Origin of the sequence: Citrobacter sp. Marseille-Q3906 (assembly GCF_916618775.1) — a bacterium.
Lineage (GTDB): Bacteria > Pseudomonadota > Gammaproteobacteria > Enterobacterales > Enterobacteriaceae > Citrobacter > Citrobacter murliniae.
The window spans coordinates 1,192,193-1,213,766 of the sequence record NZ_CAKAKA010000003.1; the positions used below are offsets into that span (position 1 = coordinate 1,192,193).

The 21,574-nt window shown below is 45.8% G+C and carries 18 protein-coding genes and 3 pseudogenes; 2 read left to right on the forward strand and 19 right to left on the reverse strand.

Translation table 11 applies throughout. The annotated features are described in order from the left end of the window. Window positions 1-346: 346 nt before the first annotated feature. On the forward strand, window positions 347-1,543 hold the full coding sequence (locus LG384_RS23000; RefSeq protein ID WP_225761571.1) for a tetratricopeptide repeat protein: 1,197 nt from the start codon (window positions 347-349) through the stop codon (window positions 1,541-1,543). A gap of 410 nt (window positions 1,544-1,953) precedes the next feature. Beyond that, a complete protein-coding gene (locus LG384_RS23005) occupies window positions 1,954-2,958 on the forward strand; it encodes an acyltransferase (RefSeq protein ID WP_225761572.1) in 1,005 nt (334 codons plus the stop codon). An 88-nt stretch (window positions 2,959-3,046) separates the two neighbouring features. Here LG384_RS23005 and LG384_RS23010 read toward each other — a convergent pair whose 3' ends face one another. From LG384_RS23010 to LG384_RS23100, 19 genes and pseudogenes are all read right to left on the reverse strand, one after another. Beyond that, on the reverse strand, window positions 3,047-3,403 hold the full coding sequence (locus tag LG384_RS23010; protein ID WP_045446450.1) for a Rap1a/Tai family immunity protein: 357 nt from the start codon (window positions 3,401-3,403) through the stop codon (window positions 3,047-3,049). 146 nt (window positions 3,404-3,549) lie between these two features. Further along, window positions 3,550-3,702 (reverse strand): annotated as a pseudogene (locus tag LG384_RS23015) (IS3 family transposase); the annotation flags it as partial. Then, a pseudogene (locus LG384_RS23430) lies at window positions 3,698-3,814 on the reverse strand (hypothetical protein); the annotation flags it as partial. The pseudogenes LG384_RS23015 and LG384_RS23430, both read right to left, overlap by 5 nt. Window positions 3,815-4,254: 440 nt before the next feature. Beyond that, window positions 4,255-4,575, reverse strand: coding sequence for a TA system toxin CbtA family protein (locus LG384_RS23025; RefSeq protein ID WP_225761573.1), 321 nt, complete (start codon window positions 4,573-4,575; stop codon window positions 4,255-4,257). Window positions 4,576-4,596: 21 nt separating this feature from the next. Further along, the gene (locus tag LG384_RS23030; RefSeq protein WP_225761574.1) at window positions 4,597-4,914 is read right to left on the reverse strand and encodes a type IV toxin-antitoxin system YeeU family antitoxin; all 318 of its coding nucleotides are present in this window, start codon (window positions 4,912-4,914) and stop codon (window positions 4,597-4,599) included. 18 nt (window positions 4,915-4,932) lie between these two features. Further along, the gene (locus LG384_RS23035; protein ID WP_225761575.1) at window positions 4,933-5,154 is read right to left on the reverse strand and encodes a DUF987 domain-containing protein; all 222 of its coding nucleotides are present in this window, start codon (window positions 5,152-5,154) and stop codon (window positions 4,933-4,935) included. Between the two features lie 9 nt (window positions 5,155-5,163). After that, window positions 5,164-5,640 carry a RadC family protein gene (locus tag LG384_RS23040; RefSeq protein ID WP_225761576.1) on the reverse strand — a complete coding sequence of 159 codons (477 nt, stop codon included), beginning with the start codon at window positions 5,638-5,640 and terminating at the stop codon, window positions 5,164-5,166. Between the two features lie 15 nt (window positions 5,641-5,655). Continuing rightward, window positions 5,656-6,114 carry an antirestriction protein gene (locus tag LG384_RS23045; RefSeq protein ID WP_225761577.1) on the reverse strand — a complete coding sequence of 153 codons (459 nt, stop codon included), beginning with the start codon at window positions 6,112-6,114 and terminating at the stop codon, window positions 5,656-5,658. Between the two features lie 75 nt (window positions 6,115-6,189). Next, on the reverse strand, window positions 6,190-6,450 hold the full coding sequence (locus LG384_RS23050; protein ID WP_225761578.1) for a DUF905 domain-containing protein: 261 nt from the start codon (window positions 6,448-6,450) through the stop codon (window positions 6,190-6,192). A 99-nt stretch (window positions 6,451-6,549) separates the two neighbouring features. Further along, the gene (locus tag LG384_RS23055; RefSeq protein ID WP_225761579.1) at window positions 6,550-7,458 is read right to left on the reverse strand and encodes an Ivy family c-type lysozyme inhibitor; all 909 of its coding nucleotides are present in this window, start codon (window positions 7,456-7,458) and stop codon (window positions 6,550-6,552) included. Window positions 7,459-7,517: 59 nt separating this feature from the next. Next, window positions 7,518-7,694 (reverse strand): annotated as a pseudogene (locus LG384_RS23060) (DUF4339 domain-containing protein); the annotation flags it as partial. A 37-nt stretch (window positions 7,695-7,731) separates the two neighbouring features. After that, window positions 7,732-8,430: a DeoR family transcriptional regulator gene (locus LG384_RS23065; RefSeq protein WP_225761580.1), complete on the reverse strand. Its 699-nt coding sequence runs from the start codon at window positions 8,428-8,430 to the stop codon at window positions 7,732-7,734. Between the two features lie 209 nt (window positions 8,431-8,639). Next, window positions 8,640-9,464, reverse strand: coding sequence for a DUF932 domain-containing protein (locus tag LG384_RS23070; protein WP_225761581.1), 825 nt, complete (start codon window positions 9,462-9,464; stop codon window positions 8,640-8,642). A gap of 84 nt (window positions 9,465-9,548) precedes the next feature. Then, on the reverse strand, window positions 9,549-10,412 hold the full coding sequence (locus tag LG384_RS23075) for a GTPase family protein (RefSeq protein ID WP_225761582.1): 864 nt from the start codon (window positions 10,410-10,412) through the stop codon (window positions 9,549-9,551). 192 nt (window positions 10,413-10,604) lie between these two features. After that, window positions 10,605-12,371: an ATP-binding protein gene (locus tag LG384_RS23080; protein ID WP_225761583.1), complete on the reverse strand. Its 1,767-nt coding sequence runs from the start codon at window positions 12,369-12,371 to the stop codon at window positions 10,605-10,607. Then, window positions 12,361-13,539 (reverse strand): hypothetical protein, encoded by a 1,179-nt coding sequence (locus LG384_RS23085; protein WP_225761584.1) that lies wholly within the window; start codon window positions 13,537-13,539, stop codon window positions 12,361-12,363. The genes LG384_RS23080 and LG384_RS23085 overlap by 11 nt, the downstream gene beginning before the upstream one ends. Window positions 13,540-13,990: 451 nt before the next feature. Further along, entirely contained in the window at window positions 13,991-15,205 is a 1,215-nt protein-coding gene (locus LG384_RS23090; RefSeq protein ID WP_225761585.1) for a hypothetical protein, read from the reverse strand. Between the two features lie 371 nt (window positions 15,206-15,576). Continuing rightward, window positions 15,577-16,647: an SMEK domain-containing protein gene (locus tag LG384_RS23095; RefSeq protein ID WP_225761586.1), complete on the reverse strand. Its 1,071-nt coding sequence runs from the start codon at window positions 16,645-16,647 to the stop codon at window positions 15,577-15,579. A 335-nt stretch (window positions 16,648-16,982) separates the two neighbouring features. Beyond that, on the reverse strand, window positions 16,983-21,287 hold the full coding sequence (locus tag LG384_RS23100; RefSeq protein ID WP_225761587.1) for an NACHT domain-containing NTPase: 4,305 nt from the start codon (window positions 21,285-21,287) through the stop codon (window positions 16,983-16,985). Between the last annotated feature and the right edge of the window lie 287 nt (window positions 21,288-21,574).

The following is a 21,574-nucleotide window of genomic DNA, read 5'->3' on the forward strand; positions in this document are numbered from 1 at the left end:
GCAAATGATCTGCGCGGGGAAAGCCACTCCCTCCGGTACCTTTATGTTAAATCTGCTTCCATATTATCCCGGGTATTAATGATGTGTTTGATTAACATTCAATAACAGTCCGAAGACAAAAGGTCACGATGTGTGATGAGATATGTTTTTTATTTGGCGCAATAATTGTTATGTCGCTGAAAATATAATTGTCAGAATCACCTGAATTATCAGGAAGTTGTTTTTCCTGCTTTGTCCAGCCGATGTCTAATAGTTCTGATAGGGATCACAACCGCCAGTCAAACCGGTTGGATTGTGCAAGTGTCATCTCCATTATGTGCATTTTTCTTAACAAGGATTACGTTTTATGAACAGTCGGCCTCTCCTCGCCTTAACTTTCATTGGCCTGTTATGGGGCGTGGGAACATCACAAGGACAGGCAAAAGAGTGGAAAAAGGAGCCTGTAGCGGTATTACAGCAGGGCGCCGGGGAGGGGGATGTAGATGCGCAGTACTGTCTCGGAATACGGTATTTCGAAGGTCAGGGGGTTGCCCGGGATGATAAGCAAGCCGTTGAGTGGCTTACCCGCGCAGCTGAGCAAGGGAACTTCGATGCGCGCTATTTTCTTGCCTTAGTCTATTTTGATGGCGAAGGGAGGCGCTGGTATGACGAAACGGTTATCGACTGGTTTAACAAACAGGCCGAACAAGGAAATAAGAAGGCGGTTGAGTGGCTAAGTATTGCTGCCGAACGGGGAAACTATCATGCGATAGAGTGGTTACACCGGGCTGTTGAGAAAGGGAATCCTGACGCGCAGCATTTTCTTGAAAGTAAGAAGTCACTGTTAGATGGCTACAACACAGTTCAGTCATTGAGCAAAGCGGCTGAGCAAGGGGATGCCAGGGCACAGGGCCTGCTCGGTCGAAAATACCTGGAAGGTGATGGCGTGGGTATGGATAACAACAAAGCTTTCGCATTGTTTAATCAGGCTGCCAGCCACGGAGATACTCTGGCTCAGAGCATGCTGGGGGCCATGTATTACCTTGGTGAAGGTGTCGGTGTGGCGCAGGATCACAAGAAAGCGTTTGAGTTATTTAATCAAGCCGCTCCCCACGGTGATGTGCTGGCTCAGGGTATGCTCGGCATGATGTATTCAAAGGGTGAGGGAACGGCACAGGACGATAAGAAAGCCGTCGAGTGGTATGAACAGGCCGCCGCACAGGGAGATGCTGGCTCTTACAAGGAGCTTGGGTTGATGTACTTAGAAGGTAAAGGTGTTGCCCAGGATGACAAGAAAGCTGTTGAACAATTTGATCAGGCAGCCAGAAAGGGCAACGCGGAAGCGCAGGGAATGCTGGGAAGGATGTACCTCGAGGGGAAAGGCGTCGATAAAGATTATGCGCAAGCCTATATCTGGAATGCTGTGGCCGTAGCTAACGGGAACTTTGATGCGCAGACCGGGCTTGATATTACCCGGGAGAACCTGACTCCAACAGCTCTAAAGGAAGCGGACTCGAAGGCGAGGAAATATTTCGAGCAGTATCGATATCAGCCGAAAATGTAGCCCAGCCTGGATTAACAAAAGCCCGTAGAGCACGGGCTTTTATAAAGAGTTTGGATCGCGGATTCACAAACCGTAGAGCTTAACTTTCCTATAGCGTGGCGATAATTTCTCAAGAACAGAAATGCGATCGACGGGACGGGCAATGAAGCCAGAACTGCCGATGTAATGACTGATTAAGGCCGTATTGTGGCAATCGGTCAAATTCACATAGGCGTAAATAAACAGGATATTGATGCGACGAGAAAAGTTGTGTGTCCTGGGTTTATTATTCATTTTTATTATGTTTATTGGCTGATTAATGATGCCTATAAATATATTTCTGTTGTGTTTTTTTGTTTCATATATGAAGGTGAGTTTATTTAAATGTAAAGTAAAATATTTTAGAGAAAATATCAGGAGGTTATAATGAAATGAATGTTAAATGCAGTGATAATTTTACCCTAATCAGGTTGGTTCTGGCTGTTGGTGTACTACTTGTACATAATGGAGGTATTACAAATTCAGATGTGTTAAAGCCGATCCTGTCTTACCTCAGTGGTGATGTGATTGTTGAATGCTTCTTTGTGATAAGCGGCTATCTGATAGTAAAAAGCTACATGAGGAATCAGCGTGGTTTTTTCTATAGGCGTGCTCTAAGATTACTTCCTGCATATTACTTTTGTCTTTCTTTTATTGTTTTTTGTGCCAGTGTAGTTGCGATGTATTGTATCGGAGAACATTTTTTTAACCTCGATTTATTAAAATATATTGTGGCAAATGCAGTATTTATGAACTTTCTCCATCCGGCTTTGCCCGGTATATTTGTCGATAATCCATTAACTGCTGTCAATGGTTCATTGTGGACGCTTAAAACGGAAATCATCCTGTACTTATCTGTGCCGATCTTTTTTTATATATACGTGCGGAATAAAATGCTCGCTTTTACTTTGGTCTGTTTGGTTTCTGTCCCGTGGCTGTTTTACTTCCGGTGTATCAGTGATTCACCTAATGCCAGGATGATGTCGTTACAGTTTGTCGGTATGGCGGCATATTTTTTCGGCGGTGCATTGTTTGCTATTGTTAAAAATTTTATAAAACTCATTCCACCAATTGCAGTTGTTTCTGCTATTTGTTATATGCTGGCGGAAGGGAAAGAGTTGAGGTTTTTGAGTGAATATTTTCTTGTTGTATCCTCTGTGCTTTTTTGTTGTTTGAATATCCCTTTGGGATTCAATTTTGAAAAAATAGGGGATTTTTCATATGGTATCTATCTGTATAACTTCCCTGTAATCCAGCTCCTTTATTCTTTAGGGTTATATAACACGCATCCATATTTATCATTCGGGTTGTCATTGATACTGACTTTTTTTGTGGCAAGTGGGTCGTGGTATTTAGTAGAAAGGCGGTTTTTGCAGTTAAAGTCAAGGGTCAGATAATATGAAATATAGATTAGCAGTCGCTCATTAAAAACGAACGACTGGTTTATAAACCTGGCGTCAACGTATAAACCCGCCTTTTGATGAGTTAAGAAGAACAGGGGTATTTTTCAACCAATGCCTCAGCAACTATCATTGCTGGGGGATTATTTCTTTCTTCTGGTTTGTTTTTAAGCCAGTTGCCTACGGTATCGAAAACCTGGTTTATATCGAATGTATCCGAAATACAAATCTCTTTCTCAGCCGTCAGAACTGTTGCTATTCCTCTTACATATCCTGAAAATGCGGCTGGAGCGGATTGTTGGTAAATAGTGTTATGATCCTTTTTATAAAGCTGATAACCCTCGAGAAGATAACTGCTATTAAATTTGTCAGGAATTTCAGCGTGAGACACTAATGGTATAAATAAATTGAATGCCAGAATAAGCCTGGTGACAGTGTTCATGTGGTTACTTTTCTTAAAAAATGACACTCATCTCAGCACGATGCAGTGAAACGGTTAGGAATTAATCAATTCATTTTAAAGTAACATGCCGATTAATTGCGAGTCCAGAAAAGAATGAATCTTATTTTGGATTTTTAGTTGTTGGAATTTAAAATATCGCTCCGGGTCTCTTCCCGCGTTCCGTAGATCATTTTATGTATCCGTTCACGCTTCAGTAACAAGAATAAGTTTTTCGCAACTCTGTTGCCATAACAGCTAAAACGGCGACTGATGTAGCCTTCCAGCCTATGTGATTTCAGGTGCAGGTTGGAAAGTATTGATTTTGGCTTCTAACGAACAGCGGAGTTGTTCTTGCTGATCAATTTGTTTCGCCAGAAAAGTGCTGGACTCCGCCCGAAAGCCCCGCGCATCGCCATCGTAGAAAACGTGATTCGTTTCCCCGAATCAGGCAGATTCGATTTCTTTTACGGAGAGTGATTTGTCTGACCATTGCCGGGTTTCCGTTGTTTTAGGCCCCTCAAAAACAATAGAGCTTTTCGTTGGGCCTATCAATGGGCCTAAAAGGTTCGGATTTAATTAGTTGGCTTCAGACTTCGCGGGACAAATTGAGGGCACAAAAAAGCCCGCAGGGCTTGCGCCGTGCGGGCTCTTAGGACTTCATCGGATGACTCTGGTAATCACCGATGGAGAATTTTGGGCTGGCGGAGTCTGAATTGGGTTTGTAATTCATTGAATTGATTATGTTAAAATCTAGTTCAACTTTGCGATGGTGCCTAATGTGGTGCCTAAAAATATTTTTACCCCTTTTGGCTCAGAAAAAAGGTGGGTAATGGGAAGAAAACTAATACTACTCAAGTGCTCATTTCTCCCATCGCTCGCCTGGCTCTGAGAATATCTGCAGCGGTAATAAATGGCGACTGTTCTTGCCAGCTAAACCTCTTACGATCGATACGAACCAGTTCATACTTTTCTACCAGAAAGTTGAGGGCATCGCTCAGAGTGATACCGGCATCAATGTGTTCCTGAATAACGGTATCGTCACTGAACGGTGTGTCGTTTATCGTCAGACCATAGTGTAGCTCCAGTAAATGGGTCAGCAACATTTGCCAGACAACCACAGGTGGCAGGCATGGCTTCGCCGCCCGCCGGGTTATTGCAGGTAGAGATTTCATTTTTGGCTCTCGTGGAAATAATTAGCGTTGAGTGGGATAAGCGGCGATGTATACGTAGCCGCAACTACCAAGGGTATCGGCTTCACAGGTGAAACCGTCGTGGTACAGCGTAACACTGTGGGCATGTCGGGGATTCATTTCACCAGTGGTCAGCATCGATTCCATCTGGCTGATAAAATGCGGAAATGCCTCATCCAGCTTCAGGCATTCGGCGTCACTGAACTTACCGGTGATACTGGCCCGGTCAGCCAGATAATGTAGCTGATTCCTCTCCTGTACCAGACGGGCCCCCAGACGCGGTGTGATATCCCGCTGCAGGCCCCATGTGATGTTGCTCATTACTGTTCTCCTTTATTGTCAGTTCAGAGTGATACTCATCAGGCAGGCATACGATCCGTTACGGTCCTGGCGGCGCTCAGCGTATACCGCCAGCACGCCGGGAATATCCGGGATGTCCTTACCGAGGTAATGACGGATGCTGCTATGCCACTGGTATTTGCCGGTGCAGTATCGAAAAATGCGGGACTCAGGATGCTGACGGTATAACGTCATCGCCCGACGTTGACTGATAATTTTCATGAGTGTTCCTCACAGCAGGCCGTGTTCTGCAAACGAAAATATTTGCCTGCCGCCGACAATCAGATGGTCAGGGACGCGGATATCCACCAGCTGAAGTACCTGCACCAGCCGCTGTGTGAGGGTTTTGTCTGCCTGGCTGGGTGTGGTGTTCCCGGAAGGGTGGTTATGGGCCAGTATCACTGCTGCGGCATTGAAGTACAGAGCGCGTTTAACCACTTCCCGGGGATGGACCTCGGTGCGGTTAATCGTGCCGGTGAAGAGCGCTTCATGCGCGATAAGTTGGTTCTGGTTGTCCAGATACAGCACCCGGAACTCTTCACGCTCAAGCGCGGCCATATGCAGTCGCAGCCACTCCCGGACGGCATGGGTGGAGGTGAAAGTCACCCCAGGCTCATGCAGGTGCCGGTCCAGAACCCTGAGCGCCCGCTGAATGAGATGCCGGTCTTGTGGCGTCATCTCACCGGGTAAAAAGGAAAGCTGTTTCATTCGTTGTTCCTCCGGTCAGTCGATGATGTGCAGAATGGCGTGGGCTTCAGGATGCTGCAGGGCATAGTCCCGCAGGCGGTAATAGTGCGCGGTCATCGTGTCACACTCAGTACGGCAGGCATGATGGCTGTATTCAATCAGGCAGACAGCGATACCTGTGGCTTCCGCGCTCATTTCTGCGGCATTACCGTTCAGGCAGTTAAACAGAGTCCATGCCTCATTACTGTCAGTATCGGGAGCCATAAATGCGCCACCGTTGCTGAGGGTGTAAAACGACCAGATACCGCCGCTGTAACCTGCACAGAAGCGATCCATTCGGGCGAAGATGCGCGGCTCCAGCGTTATCCACTGTGGAATGGTGCCAAAGTGCTGCGGCCAGAAGTTGATACGCTCTTCGTCAAGTACCTGCGTTACCGTCAGTTCAAACTCTGGTTCGTTAGCAGGTACAAGCTCGTACTGTGTCTGTGTTGTCATGGGAATTTCTCCGTTAAAAAAAACGCCAGCGATGATGGCTGGCGTATTGATGTAATAAAGTCAGGGGTATGAGCATCATCTGGTGAATGATTTGGATCTGCGGGTGGAGGCGTCTGTGAGGATGCCGTACTGCCGGATATAGCTGTTAAGACCTTCACCGGCATCCGGTTCAAAGTTCCACGCCCGCCAGACCATTCGACCAGCAGGGTCACGAACCACCAAACGGAAGTGCCCACCCTGGTCGTCTTCAATAGCAATGTTGTGATACCGGCGGGTAATCGCTTCGGCCTGCTGTCGGATGAAAGGTCCCGGTGGTAACCATTGAGGTTCAGACATTCGGTGTACCTTGAAAGCAAAATCCCCTGTCGCAAAAGCGACAGGGGACTGAAAGAGAGGAAGGAAAAATAGGGTATGTTTCGTGTCGTAACGATAACACTACTGCTTAGCAGCTTGTTTTGCTTTTTCCCAGGATGGTCGGTTTGGGCCAGAAAACTCTTTCATGTCTGACCAGTAACCGATAGGGTACTGGATAACAGTTTCATCACCGACGCCGATGTCAACAGACAGATATTGACCACCTTTAATGGAGCCTTTGCGCACCCAGGCATTTGGACTACAGGTTCCAGTATCTCGCTGTTGCCAGGAACGGTCATCCCTGTCAATGATGTAAAAATCACCTAATGAACACCCACTGGCAGACTTGTGATTTAACACAGCGGCCACGTGTTTGGTATTACCAACAATCACACAACTATTCTGTTTACCGCCGCACATGTTCCACAGAGTGTCACCGTTACCCCCGGTAAATTCCCAGATGGTATTCGCTGGTGGTGCATCATTGGACGTGGTAGTGGCGGTTGGCGTGTGTGTTGGTTCCGCAGTCCCATTGACTAATGCACGTAATACTTTCAGCTCACCATCGCTTGGGGTGTTAACCCACTGCCCATCTTTACCGTTGCTGTAGAAGCCCACGAAGTTATGGAGGTCAGGCTGGTACAAGAATGTCAGATTGTGGTTACCACAGTTACCGTCTTCACACATAAAACCTTTCAGGTAGACTTTACCGTCAATTTTTACTGGTTCCATCGGACCCGCTGGACCATTCATCTCGTCGAGCATCGCCGGTAAACCATTCTGATTCATGGTCTCATCAAACGACTTTTTGTACTCTGAGTCAGTTTTGTACAGGTCGAAAGGATATGGACAGGTATTGTTTTCTGACTGACAGCTCTTGGCTTCTACCGCCGTTTTGACGGTTGCCTGGGCTACAGTCGGGGCCATCAGTGCGACAGACAGTGCCAGCCAATTCCATTTCACACTTGCAGAGGAAGATTTTCTTTTCATTATGAGACTCCTGATAAAGCCCCTGAAGCGTCAGGGGCTGCGGACGTATGCTGGTGTATGGTGCTCTGAAGTAGCACCGAAGCTAGCGGGATGGTGGAGACCGGTTGCCACTCCGTCATTTCCTGTCGCAAAACCAGAGTGGCGGCAGTCAGTTCACCGTGAACAGTCAGGCCGGTGATGTCGTCTTCGGTCACATTGTCGTGACGTACGCCATTTTTCTCGTAATGCCAGGTCATTGTTTTTCCTTGTTAACAGAGATCATTAAACCGAAGCTCACCCCGATTCCCCGTTATCGGCAGTCTGTGACAAAACTTCACGGATACAGCTGAAGTGAGGAAGTGCCCGGATAAAGCCTGCCTGAGTGGTTAACAGGCTGAGACGTTTTCGCAGAGTAAAGGTGGTGTTCAGGACTGTCACCGCATGAATGGCCGTCAGAGGATGTACGGTGATATGCCCGTTAAGTTCACCGGTGAGGTACCAGCAACCGTCGAGTGATATCAGGCGGTACGGGGCCAGTCCGTCACAACGTTCACCGTCGGCCAGCAGCAGTACCCGCTGGCATGCAGTAATGGCGCTGACAAGACGGTAAAACAACAGTGAAATGGCCGGTGACATCGGCTGTGGAGACTGCCACACCAGACAGGGCATCCCTTCGGCAGTAAGCAGCATCCCCGCCAGACGCCGGTCCAGCCCAGGAAAGATATCGGCCAGCCCCGCCCGGTGCGCAAAGATCAGAGCATCCAGTTCACCCTGTACGCCACCGCTGGTGCTGCGCAGGCGGCATTGTCCCCGGCAATATTCCAGATCCAGGTACATCAGTCGCTCGCGAAAATCCCGTCTCAGGGTACGGACTGACACGCCAAACTCTGCCGCCAGTCGAGCCATGCTCAGTGTCTCACCAGCAACTAGGCGGCTGATTATCAGTGACAGCCTGACAGCCAGCCGGTCATGACGGCGCTCTGCCTGTGTCATCTTGAATCTCCGTGATTATTAAATGACTGAATATGAAAGTAATTCTATAGAAGGGGGCGGACAGGGTATGGACACAGAATGAACTATTTTTTATCTGCCACCAGAAGCAGGCTCGGCGCGGCATTCCGATAAAAACGGTGAAAATACATACGACGCAACAGAGGCAAAGCGGACAGGGTATGTCCATTAATAACGTAGCGCTAACAAACTCAGGACTGAAACCCGTTCAGCATCGCTTCCGCCATCACCCAGAGAGCCCGGTTGAGCTTCACGTCACCGTCGATAGCGCGTACGGCACGGGTATGCGTTCGCCCACCTTTCGCACTCCGCCCACTGAGCCCACCCTTAACCAGATTCTCCTGAATCCGCTGGTACGTGGTCCACAGGTCGTTGCTCTCATCCTGCCAGCGGCGTGGGACAAGTACCTGTAACGGAGCAACCGGCTGGTGGTCTTCCCCGAAACGATATACCAGCGCGGCCTGTGCCAGAGCCTGTTGCGCAGGTGGCGGTAGTATCAGCGACCGCATGGCATCACGTTTCTCCTCCACACGGTCAAAAATCCCCAGCACCTCATAGGCCCCTTCAATCACCTGACTCACCACATCCCCTTTGTGCGGTACACGCACCTCACCAAACGACTCACCGCAGACAAGCCCGTTCTGACACACCGCACGGAATAATCCCGGCAGCATCTGGTACGAACTGGTGCCGTCATGCGAGTTGAGCAGGATGATTTCCGGAACCTGTTTGCCTGTTATCTGCCCCTCGCGCCGCAGGCGCAGCATGTGCTTTGTATGCTCACGGCGACCAGGGTCACGAACGCGAGTCTGACAGGCAAAGAACGGCTGAAAGCCCTCCCGTTGCAGGCTGTCCAGCAACGTTATCGTTGGGATGTAGGTATATCGTTCGCTCCGGGACTCATGTTTGTCTTCACTAAAAACACTGGGGACAACACGAAATAACTCTTCTCGAGTTAGCGGACGGTCACGACGAATAAGGTTTACTGCACCAAAGCGCGAAGCCAGACGGGTCATAAGAGACTCCTCATGATGGAAAACAAAGACAAAAAAGCCCTGCCGCGAAATCGCAACAGGGCTCAGGAAATAACGAGTTAATATTCAGAAGAAGAAATTCCAGACAGCACGGGCAACCGACACCACGGTGTCTCGTACAGTCTGGATTATTGTCCGAACCGGGGCCGGTATCAGGGGCAGGGAACTTACTGTGTCCAGTACCGAACCGACCGTTTCACCAAAATCGTCACATGCTTTTTTATTAACGGCATCGGTACGAAGCGGCGCACTGAGCTGTACCGCTACCGAGCTACTGGCTTCACGCGGCAGGTAACGAATCATCCGTTCTGCCATCACACGAAGCCCCCATTGCAACCGGACCGACACCGCACAGATCGGGTTTACCGGCTGGAATAATTCATGCAGAAGGCAGACTTTGTGGCTGATGTTTTGTTTCTGCTCTTTGGACAATTTATCACTATTGCTGGTGGGGTCGACTTTATCCGACTGACTGATAACAAACAGCACTTTATGCCGATATGCCTCACCAATTACCTTACGGTAAAAATGCTCATCCACAGCCAGCGCCCGATCATCAGCCTTAATCAGCCACAGTACCAGGTCGAGCCGGGGAAGCTGTTCACGGTACAGCCCGGCATACTCAGTATCGCGAGCACCACTTTCTCCCACACCAGGCAGGTCCACCAGCGTCATAAAGCGTTCGCCAACCTGCAGACGAAAGTGCAGGGGTTCACGGGTACAGGCAACCACATCGCTGACCGGCGACACCTCACCGGCAAACAGGGCATTGCACAGGCTGCTCTTGCCCGCCCCGGTTTTACCCATAATGCCAATCACTGGCTCATAGTCAGTAAGTTGGTTTATTTGCTGCAGAATACGCTCCGATGCCCAAAGTGGGAGGCCAGAAAGCGATCGCTGTAGTAACTGCAAACCTTCAGATTTTTTCATCACTACTCCTCTGAAAATGAATACAAAAACAGCAGAACCGAGAGGTTCTGCTGTCAATGGGGTATGTTCAGGAAAATGATATATATCTGTAAGTTTTTACAACGCTGTCATCTGGATTGAGCGTGGAATTATCGTTTAGATTGTCTTAAGACAATAGTTACATTTTCGCCATCGCGTTGGCGGTCATCGTTCTTATTTTCTCCAGCGTTCAATAACTTGCGTGAAGGTAATATCGCGCCATGGCGCCTTCCACTCACTATGGACTTTGACACTTTGTGAATGTGGTTCTGGAACCGGTAGCGGCATCTTGATCACTGCTGGCAACAACACGGCATCACCAACCACCACGCATTCACCTGGAGCTAAGTTAGGTAGAATCTCGGTGATCGCATTGGCGTTGTCTGGAAATAATCGTCGCACGTAGGTCTGATCGGCATCGTTGGTTAGGCGCAAGGAAATGAAGTTGTTACACTGGGCGAATATAGTTTCCGATACTTCCGAGGGGCGCTGACTCACTACCATAAGACTTAAGCCATATTTTCGACCTTCCTTTGCTATGCGTTCGATGGATTTTCGGGATGCTCGATAAGCTGCGTGACTGTCTCGTGGCACATAATTGTGCGCTTCTTCGCACACTAGCATAACCGGGATGTCATTGAGTTTGCTTTGGGCATGCTGCAACTTAGAATAATGAAAACAAAAGTCAAAGATGAGGCGAGAGATCAGGCTTACTGTAACGCTAAGAACTTCGAATGGAACCCCACTCAGGTCTACAACTGTGACATTCGCTTTGTGGAGGTAGCCGAGAAATTGCTTCATTAATGTCTCGAAGTCTTCAGTAGCATGTGCCTGCCCGTCAGCTTTCTTCGGGTTTAAAAGGAACCGAAGACGTTTATCAGCCAATTTCGCCTCCAACCGCGAAACGAACCTATTGAACTCTCCATTGAACGGCCCATTGGTCGCCTTGGACGCTGCGGCAGATGAAGTGGTTACAAAATCGTGGATTTTTTCGAAATAAATCTTCCGGTCATATACGAAATCCCCATTGGCTAATTTAGGTTTGTCCTCACCAGGTTGCCGACCAATGACCTCTCGATTCAGGTTTTCAATGAAGTGATAAACCTCCCTGATCGAGAAATAAACAGGAGTATCGTAAGTTACTTCAGGAACATCCGGATTATGCATTTCCTTATTCAATACAACAGCATGTTTGAACTGGCTCACTTGGTTGTGAGAGTTCGCTTCGTTACTTTCAATAAACATGCTTTCGAGTTCTTCAGAATTCATCAACCAATATGGGAGTTGGAGCGTATCAATATCTAATCGACTCAGAGTAAAAGACTCTTCCGCATGTAAAGTGAATGCGGCTGTATATTCATCATGAATATCAAATATCACTATATGCGAATTATTTTGCATACCCTTGTTGTTATTTTTATGCTTAGATATGCCAACGATACCCTGCAACACACTAGCAACAGTGCATGACTTACCAGAACCAGTGGAACCTACTACTGCAATATGTTTGCTGAAGAATCTATTACCATTGATCATAAGATCAATGGATTTATTCATGGAAAGTTTGCCAAGTGGGAGATCGTGATCTCCATCTGCCGAGAATATCTTGTCTAAAGAATCATTTTCTGCGATAAAAGCATGTTCAGTTGGTACTGGTAAGAGAAGGCTACTACGATCAAAACTTTTATCATCAACTAAAGTTCCTATCGCTTGGCACTCAATCTGGAAACTCCAATTAGGCCTTCCGTCCTGAGTGCTCGTATTCGTGCCCTTGATGTTTCGAATTGTTACAATCGTAAAATCGCGATTGCCCTGTGCGATCTTCAGAAAGCGACCAACTTGAAGCGTTTCTTTATATTTCTCGAATACTTCAAGGCTATCTACCGCAACGACGACAGCTTCTGGCGCACATGAAAGTACAGCTCCAATTTTAGTAGGCATTACTCATCCCCATCATATATCTGATTTCAATGAATTTTTCGGCACCCAAGACTTCAAGGTTCACATCTTGAAGATCTAAATCCGTAATATCTCCATCCCCAATCACAAAAAAATCATCTGCCTTAACTTTAAGCTTAAGATTTTTATAATCATCCCAACGAATAAAGCGTAGGGCAAACTCTTTTTTATCCCTTACGACGATTGGCTCACGGAAAAAACTGATCTCGGAGAATTTTTTTACTGGACATCCAAGGTTTGGAATTACATCCTTATCGATTAATCGCTCCGCAATTTCCTCAAATAAGTTTTGAGGAACATCGAGCACAAAAATAGGAGTGTGCGTATGCGCCTGTTTAAAATGATATTTATCAATAAACGACTTAATAAAGAGAACAATCTCGTTGTCAAACTGCTCAATGAGGGAGGGAAATATAACGAAAAACCGCAGTCTGACATTTACACTCAAGTTTTCTTTTAGCTGTTTACGTCGAGCTTCCAAAACCTTCTGTCGCGACTTTAATGCAAGAGTCCATTGGGAGATCGCTGTAGTCCTAATACGATGTAATTCTTCAAAAAAATATTTCTTGGTGATTTTTCTAAATTTTTCGTCATGTTTAATACTAAGGTCAGCAATGATTTGAATAGCATTTGGATAAAATAACGTATCTACTTCATTTTGATTGAAGCCTAGATCAACAAGCAGTTTTACATTTTCTTCCATCAAGTCGTCGTACTTTGGTGTTACAGTAATTGAAAATACTTTTAGGAATTTATCAACATCAACACCAGCAGCCTCCGCCACCAATGTTTTTAATTCTTTGTTTTTAGAATTTAGAGCACTCTTCAAATCTTCAGTTGAGATGACGATTTTAGGGATGTTCGGGAAGTGTGCGAAAAGATGGTATTTTATTTTTGCGCTTGGGTTCGACTTAAAGTGCTTCATCATCTGAAGCAATGGATCATATAGAATGCTCGCTGTGTACTTTTCCTTCGTCTCATGGTACTTACACTGAATGGCTTTAGTACCTGAAAAGGTCGCTACCTCAATATCTTCGACAATACCTTCGATAGTAATTTCCGCTTCGTCTGAAGCCCTAAGCAATTCAGCGAGGGTGAGATTAAACTGATACAAAAAACCTTGGATTGTGTAGTCGGCCGAACGTCCCATTTTGACCTCTGCAAGTTTGTAAATCCAAATGCTAGCAGTATTTACACATAAAGTAACACTATGAGTCCACCGCTTGAACCCTGCTAGTTTGACAGTGTGCTACTGATCGCTATTTATCGAAATTAATCCTTAGAGGTTGGCAGTCCTAGCCCAAGGTAACAATTTATTTTGACCAAATTAGCAATAATGGGAATGCATTCAACTATTTGAATTTTAAGGTTTAATTTATCACCTTAAGATGACCAAACCAAGGGGAACTAGCTGGCGTAACAGACTAAGCCAGCTGTACTTATTTTTTCATCGTTGCTTCAAACCTCAATAGTTCTGAATGATCCGCTTTTGGAACATAGCCATCCACAGTAGAGAATAGGGGCAGCTATGAGCAAGAATTCGACGTTAAACACTTAGAATTTGTGAGTCTCTGAATGTGATTTTATTGAAGTAAACTAAGTTAATCTTCAATAAAATTAAGGTATCTATTAATAATAGAAGGCAATAATGTTTCTATTAAATTATTATGAAATGCATGCATTGAGTGGAGGCGAGGAACTATAACTTTGGAAAGCTCTTCAAGTGTGATAACAGAACTAGGAAACTCGATCCCTTTTGATATAAGGTGTGAAACCTCACGCCCTAAATTTATCGCTGCGTCAACACAATCCATACACATTGCAATTTCATGGTGATTGGTTTTAGAATTACTCTCATAAAACAATGGGACTTTTTTTACTTCAAGAACCCATTGATTTTTTTTAGATGGTCTAACGCAGCTATATTTTTTTCGCTGACAGCATGGACACACCCATTCTTCATCATATCTGTTCCAATATTTACCTCTAACAGCAGATAAATGTGCTATATCGTTAGCTAAAGGGATTTTTTTTGCTGCGGGATTATTTTTTATCCGCCAGGAATTTTTTGAACCTTTAAATGGCTCGGTGTTATACAATAACCTTTCAGGTTCTATTTCATCAAAATCATGTAATCCATTCAACTTAAATAATCGTTTTGCAATTCGCTCAGTCTGTTTTGCCGTTCTCTCAGATGGTTGATACCAGTCTTGCTTCTCTGCAGCTATTTCAGCGAATTGTCTAGCGAGATTTAGGCGTATTTTAAATATGGGTTCTATTCGCGCCCAAACTTCATTCGCAGCTTTTACATTAATCTGGTGTTCATGATTAGGATTTACACAAATAAACTCTGAGATCTCCCTTGGAGAGAATGAAAAGAATTTATGGCACTTAACTAAACGTTTTGCGTCTGCATCTGCTTTATTACAATCAAAACATATAACTGTATTATCATAAGCCGATAATGAAAAGGCCGCCTTAATGGCAAATTTTTCAGATAGTTCATCTGCAACAATACGCTGCTTTCTCTTTGAAAATTCCTCGAAAAGGGATTTTACAACTTCTTTCATATGATCATGATGTTCGTGTAGTTGGCAGGTTAGAAAATTATTTTTATTTAACCTAACAATTTCTGATTTTTTCCTTTTGCAGCACGGGCACATCCAGTCAACCGATGTCATAACCCACCATTTATTAAGATGGGCTCCATCTGCTTTAAAAAAAGAAACTAAACGCCTTGTTGAAACAGTGAATTCAGAATCTACGCCAGTTAAATCTTTTTTCGATAAAGAAAGTTTAAATTCTTCCCATTTCATAACCTAACCCTACAAGACTTGCCATTTTGTTCATAAACTTATTCAAAAGAGAAAATATACATGGGAATAAAATATAATATAATGCTGTTTATTTCAATAGGATATTTAACTAATTCCTATGAAGTAACAGTGCATTTGTAAAATGTCAGTTTCTGGCATAGGGTTGCTGTAGCGGCCCTGATAATCTTAGACTTCAATCGATTCGGAGATCTCTGGCGTATCATCGACTTCAATGCCTAGATAGAGGGGCATAATGCCCGCAATTAGTGAAAAGCGGGCAGTGCATTGAAGGCGTTTAGTCATGAGGAACCTGGTCACACAGAATCTAGACCTCAGCTTTCAAGAACGCAGGGTGATAGCTTGATGGTAAGTCAGAAGGCAGAGAAATCTAACTCCCCGAGCACTTGCCGAAATGATAGTCTATTTTCAATTACAAAATTAAAAAATCCAAGACGAAAGATGTCACCATGAAGTCCTATTTGCAGCCCAATTTCAGCCGGTAAGTGGTCATCAAATAATAAAGGATCGGCGTTTATATATAGCAGGTTTTGAGCCTGTAGCAGAGCTAATTCATTTTTTGCATTCGGGTATGTTTTTTCAACTGAGTCAAGGAAGAGGCTTGGATATTCTTTAAAGCGAAAACTCATATATTCTGCTCGTTCATGAAGCATCGCAAAAAACTCCCTAGTGATGCGGGGTAGCTTATGAAGACGTCGCGAGAGCTCTACAATATCATCTCTTATAGAGCTAATCTCTTCTTCGAGAAGTTCATGACTCACGTTATTTTGCTTTATTTCCCAAACGGCAAAGGAAGAGCCATCTCCTAACGTTGGGATAGGCAAAGGTTCCCATAATGCATAACCAGAAGTCTCATAGTTTCCATCTTGGTCTGGGACTTGTAGTTCAATCTTAACTTGAGCCAGTTGGTCTTGAATAAGACGGTTCAAACGTTGAATTGTTGGTAGGGGAAGTCCTATTACTTTGCGAGCTAAGTCAGTTAGATCCATGATGTCTTGATCTAGGTCAAAAGTAATTGATGCGTGTATTTCGCTGGTATTTCTGTTATTCAACGCCTCGGTGACGGAGGAGTAGCTATTCTGCTTTTCACCAACAATAAGAACTTTGAAAACATTATATTTTTTTCTTTGCTCATCGGTAATTTTTTTTAGGGTGTTAATGACCTTTCCGCTTGTCTTCGTAGTGGTAACTTGAAACGCTATTTTTTGTTTTTCATCACCTAAGTCTATACCCGGTTCGTTTGCTCTATCTTCATTGGTATTGACTAAGTTTAATCCTTCAATGATGTTTAATATGTCTCTAAAAAAATTCTCACTAAAGACAGATAAATCAGATAAACCAAGCCTATTCCTTAGCTTTGCCTGTTCTCCTAACGTAGAGAACTCGTCAATTATCTGTCCAATCAAGTAGCCGCTTGTAATCATTTAATTTCATTCCTTAATTAAAAATTTAGATATCACCATTCAAGGAGTTTCAACAATTAGTGTGATACACAATGCGAGGTTATGGTATGAAGATGTCTTACTATACTACCTTAAACCCACACTTTATTGCTTAGTACTTAATTAAACGTGACTATGAAACAGAACTATTAAAACTGGACTGACTCCACCCCAATAGGTGATTCTGGCAACAGGTTGCATTAGCATCTCTTACAGGCTGAATGAGTGAAGAACGGACACTCATTACGTTCGTCCCTGTGACTAGTCGGTTAATGGCTTGTCGGTGTCCGTCAATCCCATGGTAATTCATTTGGAGTTTACAATTTAGCCTGAGACTCGACAGGCAACCTAGCGCGCAAATCAAGAAGGTGAATATATATATAAGTACCTCCTCCCAAAACCTCCTGGACTCTCTGAGCTTCTTCAATAAGAAGCGATAATAATTCATCTGCTTTGATCATGCGTTTTTCAACTGGATGCTTCCATTGGCGGTCTTTTGCAAGAGTCACCAGCAGAGCTCCCGACTTGTTGTATTCTGCAGCCATGTATTTTCTAACTAATTGATTTTCTATTGTATCTCGTAAATCTTTTGCTGTTCGTCCATCTCCAAGTTTGAGTTCGATCACTGCCTCATGCTTAGAAATAACAGAACGGAGACGTATATCAGTTTCCTTTTCATCGGCAGTCACAGCCTCCTGATCTACCGTGTAGATTGAGTTCGATGCATGCCTTAGCTCGCGCGCGATTTCTCGACGCATGACCTTCTCGTCTGATATCTCTGCCCAAGCCTCTCGCGGTGAAACATCACTTAAAAGAAGGTCGTCGAGGTCAGACAATCTATCTTTCATAATTGCAAACATGGTTTCATTTGTTGAGGCAGGCGTTTCTCCGCTTCGATCAAGCTTTAGCACTTGCTCCTCATCAAATACCTCTGCATCAATCTCTTGCGCCCAATTTTCTTCTGCCACAGCAAAAATGCGATCCTTGAAATGCGCGCACAAAGGATCCCTAGCCATTTCGAGCTTAGCGGCCAAGCCCTCTTCACCCTTCGCGTTGAATATTGCAGCTACAATGTTACTACGTGCCTGTTCTGCATTGTCTCGAGTGTCCGGTGAATAGGACTCTTCGTGATGCGCATCGTCTTGAATTCGAACATGCCGATAGGCGAGACGCAGTAACCGTAGCAGCAATTGTGGCGTGAAGCGTTCGCTTCCTAAGTCAATTGAGCCATGGCAAGGCGCAAAGAGACTGGCTAGCCATGTTACTGCTTCTGATCGCTCGTCTGGCGTCACTATATCGATCTGACCTTCTAGTACCTCGACACCTACCTGCGAATCAATCCGCATTAAGGTCGAAAGCCAAACTAGCCGCAGCGCAAACGGCAATTGTTGCTCCATCCTTTGAAGTGCCCATTCTCGAAGCCTCTCTATTTCTCCGGCATCGCCATACTGCAAGATTATCCGCGTGATTTGCCGTACCCTTTCAGCCATTGCGGTAACATTATCAACACTACATATCTGGTCGTCCCCAGTATCCAGCCAAGATTCAAACCGTGGTAGAAATAGTCTCGCAATTCTCTCTGACGCATAGCCAATTCCTTGAATCAGGCTCAAATAGCCATACGTTCCTGGCGGCAGGTTCAACTCCCATGACAGTTCATTTCCAAGCTCCTGCTCCACGGCGTTAGGATGTGCGCATACCAGGGACTCTAACCACTTTGGGCAGCAATTAGACTCAATTAGGGCGTATCGTGCCGCCAAATGAGCCTCTGCATTGCTTAGCTTAGTTGCCCAGCTTTGGTCCTCTGCTTCAGCATAGATCGCAGCTAATCCAAGCTGCCAGCGCACAAGGAACGTATTTCGCTCACTTTCTGGTCTTTCGCTGGGGAGGGTTGGGTAATCTTCGCGCCAGATTCTCATCAAAACACAACGCAGCCTATCAGCCGTTTGTGGGCTGAATTGCTTTTCAATAAAGTGACGATTCCAGCCGGAGGATCGGCTGTCATCACCATCGTGACTCATTGCTCGCCAAAGGTCCCAAGCGGTGTTCCAACCTTGCCCAGACGAAAATGCGTCTTCAGGCTGATTAGCAATTTTCCTCCAAAACTGAACCCAACTGGCATGATTCTTGGCCTTTCGACGTTCCTCTTGCTTCTTCCGCTCGGCATGCTTTTTCTCCCAACGGCGACGCTCTTTATCGTATTTTGATGGTTTCAGCCAATCATCAAGCATTCGCAAAAATAAAGGCTGATCCGCTACGAGCAGTCTAAGCCCTTCAATGTGTTCCTTCGAATTATCACGATCCGGCGACAAACGAATGGCTGCTTCTAAGAGCATCTCCCGTTCACCGTTTTCGCGAGTCGTATCGCCAAGTGCTCTGCTTACCCAGTTAAGATCCCGATCAGCCCTGAGTTGGACTGGTCCATCATGTATGGTGATTTCTGCAAGCCGTTCCCAGGGGGTTTTGAATTCATTGAGCGACTGAAGAAAAGCGTCTTCTACCCAGAAGAGACGACTATTATCGTCTCCATTCAGAGTGGAAAGTCGTTTGCAAAGTGACTTTATCGATTCGTCGTTGCTATGGTCCTGATGATGCAATCGCAAAGCAAGGGTACTGGCATACAGCCACTCGTCTCCATGCCTGATATCAAGGCCGCGCTCACAAGTCGCCGCAAGCGCCTCACAGAGGTATGGTCGTTCACTCGTAATATGCGGCCACTCTGTTCGCCATTTTAACCCCTCAGAAACCAACATAACGAGGCAATCGCGTAGCTTCTCAAGAGTTATAACGTCGAAAGGCGATGCTGTTATTAGCCGTGGAAGCTGCCAGTTAAAATTGCCTACACTGCGTTTTTCTCGCTTTAACCACCGAAGAGTCTGACAAAGCTGCTCAACCGACATGTATTTTGGAAAAAGACGTAGAGTGGCCCCCTGGGCAACATCGTCAGGCCAGAGTTCATCGGCGCATGCAATACTAAGAGCAATTTCGTGGAGCCTATGGTCATCAAGAGCAACGAGCGCATCAAAAGCGGTTATGCGCTCAATAGCAGGTGCAGAGGAGTCCTGAGTGATATCGAATACAATGTCAGCACAGTCTTCGATATGACCCGCTTCAATGAGACTAATAAGGACTTCCCGCACATCCGGATTCTGCACTCCACCACGCCAGAGCTGCAGGATCTCTTCTGCCAGCTCTCTTGATGCAAAACGATGGACCTGAATGTCAGGAACTCGAAGACCTCTCCATCCCCCTGGGCCATAAAGATTCACATAGGCACGAAGTGCTTGTTTCCTCTGCGTTTGTGTTAACGATTCGGGATCGCCTTCATCCAAAAGAACTGCGGGTTCATTGTCTCGCAATAGTTCAAATATCCTATTTTCCTGCAACGCTAACCAACCTGCCACAGGCCGTTTAGAGGGACGAACAATTGTCTTTCCTTTGGTCTCTGCGAAGAGAAGCCGTATGAGAGCCTTAAACGGCATACCTTGCGTTTGCAGAGCTATTAGGCGCTCCGCAGCAAGGTATTCAGCAACCGAGCGATGGTGAAAGCGCACACGGCCATATGAAGCGAAACCAAATAGTGGTCGTTCCAGAAGTGCTTTTCGTTCATTCGGTTGCCAATCGGACAGGATGATTGCTGGATCTAGAGCTGCTTCCTCGTCGACAACGTCAGATGCTGCACTATGACGGATGGTTAGACGACGAGTCATTTGAACTGCAAGTGCGAGCCGGCTAGCTCCTTCAATCGCTTTATCGACTGACAATTCCGCAAGTTCGGGTCTTTCATCGCGAGGAAGCAGCTTCACGCGGACATTAGCGGCAACCTGATCTCGATGTGTTCGAATACGCTTGTGCTCACGCCAGTCCGCGCATAACTCAATGAGGTCCTGAGGCCTCCGTGCAAACTCTTGGGCATTGCGACGCCGCAGATCTCCCAAAAGAAGCTCGGGGTCATTCACCCCTTGGTCTCTAGAAAACTGGATTATCTGTTCGTCCGACAGCGGCATCAAGGCTACAGACCGCCAATCAGGCAATTGGCTCCTCTTCCTGTTGTTGTATTGACCCTGATGCTCGCCCATTGCAATCTTCGCAAATGTCTCTTCACTGGATTCAAAGGATGGCGAAGGAGGAACAGGTAGTATGCTTCTAACCAGTTGTTCGTCGAAAGGGACCGGTCGTGTCGTGATGACGATCTTCGCCCGGTGAAGCTGATTTCCGATACACTTTTTCAGTCGTTTGAGGGCCCGCTCAAACGAGCCCAACGTCAGTTTCAGCTCGTCAATCGAGTCAAGGAAAAATGTCACAACCTCGGACTGTGAAGTAAGCCAAGCGTCCAGACGGGCTTCTTCATCTCCATCGAGCAGGCTACGAAGATCTTCGGTCGCCAAGGCCGCTAATTCAACGAAGAATGCGTATTCGCCAGCAGCACGCAGATGCTCCACCTGTGTTCGACATTCATAGGTTTTTCCTGCACCTGCTTCGGAAATTATCAATACACGTTTCGATTGCAGTAAATCGTCCCATGTAGCACCTTGGGACCAGCCCAAGCCAGTCAAGAATGATTGCTGGTCGGCTTCAATACTTTTTCCATCAGGAATTTCTTTGAACGTTCTTTTAATCATTAGTGCTTATGCCACCTCTGAACTATGAAATGATCATATCTGTATCTTGCAATGACCTTTGTGACAGCCTCGACCTCTTTAAAAAGCAACTCATTCAAACACATTAGCGATATAGAAATGTAGTTCCATACCGATTTTGGTCACATAAACTGAGGTGTGAATGACTATATCTGGCACTTTGCGGCCAGAGTGGTGTACTGAGTCCGCTACGAGCGAGCTACAGAAGTTCATAATTGCTATCAAATCTGTTGGAGCAATTACTAACATCGTGGTGTGTTAAGCAGCGG

What these genes read in the sequence shown, in the direction of transcription:
- LG384_RS23000 (WP_225761571.1), top strand. Translation starts at nt 347, where the DNA reads ATGAACAGTCGGCCTCTCCTCGCCTTAACTTTCATTGGCCTGTTATGG.
- LG384_RS23005 (WP_225761572.1), top strand. Translation starts at nt 1,954, where the DNA reads ATGAATGTTAAATGCAGTGATAATTTTACCCTAATCAGGTTGGTTCTG.
- LG384_RS23010 (WP_045446450.1), bottom strand. Translation starts at nt 3,403, where the DNA reads ATGAACACTGTCACCAGGCTTATTCTGGCATTCAATTTATTTATACCA.
- LG384_RS23025 (WP_225761573.1), bottom strand. Translation starts at nt 4,575, where the DNA reads ATGAAATCTCTACCTGCAATAACCCGGCGGGCGGCGAAGCCATGCCTG.
- LG384_RS23030 (WP_225761574.1), bottom strand. Translation starts at nt 4,914, where the DNA reads ATGAGCAACATCACATGGGGCCTGCAGCGGGATATCACACCGCGTCTG.
- LG384_RS23035 (WP_225761575.1), bottom strand. Translation starts at nt 5,154, where the DNA reads ATGAAAATTATCAGTCAACGTCGGGCGATGACGTTATACCGTCAGCAT.
- LG384_RS23040 (WP_225761576.1), bottom strand. Translation starts at nt 5,640, where the DNA reads ATGAAACAGCTTTCCTTTTTACCCGGTGAGATGACGCCACAAGACCGG.
- LG384_RS23045 (WP_225761577.1), bottom strand. Translation starts at nt 6,114, where the DNA reads ATGACAACACAGACACAGTACGAGCTTGTACCTGCTAACGAACCAGAG.
- LG384_RS23050 (WP_225761578.1), bottom strand. Translation starts at nt 6,450, where the DNA reads ATGTCTGAACCTCAATGGTTACCACCGGGACCTTTCATCCGACAGCAG.
- LG384_RS23055 (WP_225761579.1), bottom strand. Translation starts at nt 7,458, where the DNA reads ATGAAAAGAAAATCTTCCTCTGCAAGTGTGAAATGGAATTGGCTGGCA.
- LG384_RS23065 (WP_225761580.1), bottom strand. Translation starts at nt 8,430, where the DNA reads ATGACACAGGCAGAGCGCCGTCATGACCGGCTGGCTGTCAGGCTGTCA.
- LG384_RS23070 (WP_225761581.1), bottom strand. Translation starts at nt 9,464, where the DNA reads ATGACCCGTCTGGCTTCGCGCTTTGGTGCAGTAAACCTTATTCGTCGT.
- LG384_RS23075 (WP_225761582.1), bottom strand. Translation starts at nt 10,412, where the DNA reads ATGAAAAAATCTGAAGGTTTGCAGTTACTACAGCGATCGCTTTCTGGC.
- LG384_RS23080 (WP_225761583.1), bottom strand. Translation starts at nt 12,371, where the DNA reads ATGCCTACTAAAATTGGAGCTGTACTTTCATGTGCGCCAGAAGCTGTC.
- LG384_RS23085 (WP_225761584.1), bottom strand. Translation starts at nt 13,539, where the DNA reads ATGGGACGTTCGGCCGACTACACAATCCAAGGTTTTTTGTATCAGTTT.
- LG384_RS23090 (WP_225761585.1), bottom strand. Translation starts at nt 15,205, where the DNA reads ATGAAATGGGAAGAATTTAAACTTTCTTTATCGAAAAAAGATTTAACT.
- LG384_RS23095 (WP_225761586.1), bottom strand. Translation starts at nt 16,647, where the DNA reads ATGATTACAAGCGGCTACTTGATTGGACAGATAATTGACGAGTTCTCT.
- LG384_RS23100 (WP_225761587.1), bottom strand. Translation starts at nt 21,287, where the DNA reads ATGATTAAAAGAACGTTCAAAGAAATTCCTGATGGAAAAAGTATTGAA.